Annotated in this window: 5 protein-coding genes; all 5 read right to left on the bottom strand. The window is 74.5% G+C overall.

The window, feature by feature from the left end; all coding sequences use genetic code 11:
* On the bottom strand, positions 1–217 hold a 217-nt coding region (locus tag VFW24_10070; GenBank protein HEX5267107.1), incomplete at its 3' end, for an amidohydrolase.
* 53 nt (positions 218–270) lie between these two features.
* Positions 271–939: a TetR/AcrR family transcriptional regulator gene (locus tag VFW24_10065; GenBank protein HEX5267106.1), complete on the bottom strand. Its 669-nt coding sequence runs from the start codon at positions 937–939 to the stop codon at positions 271–273.
* Positions 936–2,132: a CoA transferase gene (locus tag VFW24_10060; GenBank protein ID HEX5267105.1), complete on the bottom strand. Its 1,197-nt coding sequence runs from the start codon at positions 2,130–2,132 to the stop codon at positions 936–938. The genes VFW24_10065 and VFW24_10060 overlap by 4 nt, the downstream gene beginning before the upstream one ends.
* Before the next feature lie 34 nt (positions 2,133–2,166).
* Positions 2,167–2,838 (bottom strand): hotdog fold domain-containing protein, encoded by a 672-nt coding sequence (locus VFW24_10055; protein ID HEX5267104.1) that lies wholly within the window; start codon positions 2,836–2,838, stop codon positions 2,167–2,169.
* A gap of 26 nt (positions 2,839–2,864) precedes the next feature.
* Positions 2,865–3,623 (bottom strand): acyl-CoA dehydrogenase family protein (locus tag VFW24_10050; GenBank protein HEX5267103.1); only part of this gene is annotated, 759 nt, incomplete at its 5' end.

The raw sequence follows: 3,623 nt of genomic DNA, 5'->3' as shown, positions 1-3,623 counted from the left end.
GGTCGTCGTAGTGCCACACGTCGCACCAGTCCCCGGCGTCGTCCTCCACCCAGCCCACCGCCCCGGAGCCCCCGGCCCCGTCGCCCACGAAGCGGATCTTCTGGCGCACTATGCGGGGGGCCCGGTCGGAGAACCGGGCCGTGACCCGGGAGGTCCACAGGTCGGGGGGCTCGACGACGTGGTCGTCCACCGAGATGATCCGGGGGATGTCGGTCATGCCGTCACCTTACCTGACACCCCTGTCTGCCTACGGGCCCGGGCGGCGGCCCGCTACTCGTCGGACGCCACCCGCAGCCGGCCCCGCCGCTCCGGCGGGGCGGCCCCGAAGTAGGCGCGGTGGATCATGGCCGCGAGGGTGGGCGCCAGCCGGTCGGGATCGACGCGCGAGTAGCGGTGCAGGACGTAGAAGGTGGCCCGGGTCAGCACGACCAGGAGGAGGGCGGCCTGCACCTCGGGGGTGATTCGCGACGGTGCCCCCGCCGCGCTGATGGGCCGCTCCAGCCCGGACAGCAGGGCGGCGAAGGTGCTGGCCGCCTCCTTCCGGACCTGGGACTCGGGGCGGTCGACCTGCTCCATCCACGCCCGGATGACCCCGCCCTGGCGGGACTGCAGCTCCCGGTAGGTGTCGACCAGCTGCTCCAGCCCCTCCCGGGCCCCGTCGGCGGGATCGAACCCGGCCAGGCTCTTCACCACCGCCCGCATCTCCAGGAAGCAGGCGCGGGACAGCTCGTCGAACAGGTCCTCCTTGCTGCGGAAGTAGCGGTAGAAGGTGGCGCGCGACGTGGCGGCGGCCCTGATGACGTCGTCGACCGTGGCGCTGGCGTATCCCGACGAGGCGAAGACGCGCTGGGCGGCGTCGAGGAGGCGCTCGCGGAGCTCGCCCGTCCGGGCGCCCTCGGTCGCTCCCGGGCCGGGCGCCGGGCCCGACTCCCGGGTCACGGTATGACCCCGTCGGCCTTGAGCTCGGCGATGCGGTCCCACCCGTGGCCCAGCTCGAGCAGCACCTCCTCGGTGTGCTGGGCGAACTCGGGGGCGGTGCCCACCTCAGGCGCCCGGCCGTCGAAGGTGACCGGGGCGCGCACGACCCGGATCGACTCTCCGCCCGGATGCTGCACGGTGGTGATGTAGCCGTTGGCCTCGGCCTGGGGGTCCCGCGCCACCTCGGCGGAGTCCGCCACCACCTCCCACGGCGCCCGCAGCGCCGCCAGGCGGCGGCGCCACTCCTCGAGCGGCGCGGCGGCGAAGATCTCGGCCAGCACCGCCCGGCACTCGGCGGCGTTGGCGGCGCGCGATGCCGCGTCGGCATAGCGGGGGTCGTCGACCAGGTCGGCGCGGTCCAGGGCCCGGCACAGCGGCGCCCACCACCGCTGCGACTCGAGCATCGAGAGCATGATCCAGCGCCCGTCGGAGGTGGCGTAGTGGGTGGCGACGGGGTTGGTGGCGGGCCGCTCGACGCGCGAGAAGTCGGAGCCGAGCACGGCCGAGTAGACGATGTCGGACGACGCCACCCACATGGCGCTGCCGAGCAGCGACACGTCGACGACCGCCGGCACGCCCTCGCGCTCGCGGCGGAACAGGGCGGCGGCTATCCCGTAGGCGATGGCCAGCGACGCCGTCTTGTCCCCGAAGCCGGGCCGGGGCCGGGGCAGCGGGCCGTCGGGAACACTGAAGGAGTTGAGGATCCCGCCCCGCCCGAAGAACACCGCGGCGTCGTAGCCGGGCTTGCCCCCCTCCGGCCCGGCCGGACCGACGGCGTCGGCCTTGGCGTAGACGATGCCGGGGTTGACGGCGCGGATGTCGTCGACGTCGATGCGCAGCTTCTCGCGGGCGTCGGGCAGGAAGCTGGTGAGGAACACGTCGGCGCGCCCGGCCAGCTCGTACAGGAGCTGGCGGCCGGCCTCCTGGCCCAGGTCGAGGCCGATGGAGCGCTTGGCCCGGTTGACCTGCTCGACCATCAGGTTCACCGTCCCCTGGGTCGGCGTCAGGCCTCCGGTCACCAGGCCCCGGGCCGGGTCGCCGCTGCGGGCGTGCTCGACCTTGATCACGTCGGCCCCGAAGTCGGCCAGCAGCACGCCGGCACCCGGCACCATGACCCACGTGCCGACCTCGAGTACCCGGACCCCTTCGAACAAGCCGCTGGCTCCTTCCGCAGAATGACAGCTCTGTCTAGGGGGCCGGCGGGGCCGGAACCGCCGGCCCCCGCCCGGTGGCGATCTCGGCGGTCCCCTCGGCGCACACCTGGTCCCCGTCCGTGAGCCGGCCCCGGACCACGGTCGTGCGTCCGTCCCACGACTCGACCGCCGCCTCGTAGCGGAGCTCCACGTCGAGCGGCGCCGGCCGCCGGTACCGCACGCCCAACGACTTGGTGAGCCCGCCCCTCCCGTTGATGCCCGCCGTCGCCGTCAGCAGCACGTCGAAGCAGCCCGAGATGTGGCCGCCGTGGGCGTAGCCCGCCGGTCCCTCGAACTGCGGCCCCCATGCCACCGCGCCGACCAGGGTCTCGCCTTCGGCGCGCAGGCGCAGCGCCGGCGAGCACGGGTTCACCGCGCCCGTGAACGGGTGGGTGAGGAAGCCCGCCCCCGGGCTGCCGAGGCGCTCGGCGTGGGGGTAGCGGCTGGTCTCGGCGTGGGGGCCCAGGAGGTCGGCCAGCCGCTCGACCTCCTCCGCCACCCGCTCGAGGAGCTCGGGGGGCGCCGCCGACGTCGTGGCCAGCCGGGCGGCCCGGCGCAGGGCCGAGCCCAGCCGCACCGCCGGCCGGGCCCCGGCGGGCGGGTCCATGGCGGCCCGGAGGCTCGAGCGGTAGTACTCCGAGGCGGGGTCCATCGGGGCCGGGTCCACGGGCGCAGGCTCCACGCGTCGCTCGCTCAGCCGCGGGGCATGCCGAGCACCCGCTGGGCCAGCAGGTTGCGTTGGATCTGGGCCGAGCCCCCGTACACGCTGATGGGCCGGGAGTAGAAGTACTCGGCCAGCCGGTCCTCGGCGGCGCCGGTGAGGGCGTCGGCTCCGACCAGGTCCATGGCCACGTGCTGCAGGTACTGCTCGGCCGCCGTCCACAGCTGCTTGGAAACCGAGCTCTCCGGACCGGGCGGGCGGCCGCTCACCCGCATCGACAGCTGCTCGACGACGTTGAGGCGCAGCTCCTCGCCCAGCACGTAGGCCCGGGCCAGCGCCTTGCGGACCTCGGGCTCGGCCGCCCTCCCCCGCTCGGCGGCCAGCCGCTCCACCTGGCGCAGGTTGCGCCGGAAGTGGGCGATGATCCCCACGTCGGCGGGCCCCCGCTCGTACGACACCGTGGTCATGGCGATCCGCCAGCCGTCCCCCTCCTCCCCGAGGCGGTTCTCGGCCGGGACCTCCACCTCGTCCCAGAAGACCTCGGTCGTCTCGGGGTTGCCGTTGGCCAGGACGATCGGGCGCACCTCGACCCCGGGAGAGCGCATCGACGCCAAAAGGCAGGTGATCCCCTTGTGCTGGGGCACGTCGTGGTTGGTCCGCACGAGGAGCATGCACCAGTCGGAGTACTGCCCCCCGCTGCTCCACATCTTCTGCCCGTTGACGACGTAGCGCCCGTCCACCCGCTCGGCGCGCGTCCGCAGCGACGCCAGGTCGGATCCGGCGCCCGGCTC

The organism is Acidimicrobiales bacterium, from assembly GCA_036273495.1.
Lineage (GTDB): Bacteria > Actinomycetota > Acidimicrobiia > Acidimicrobiales > JAJPHE01 > DASSEU01.
The sequence above is the reverse complement of the archived record's forward strand: the minus strand, read 5'-3'. Positions and strand labels throughout refer to the sequence as shown.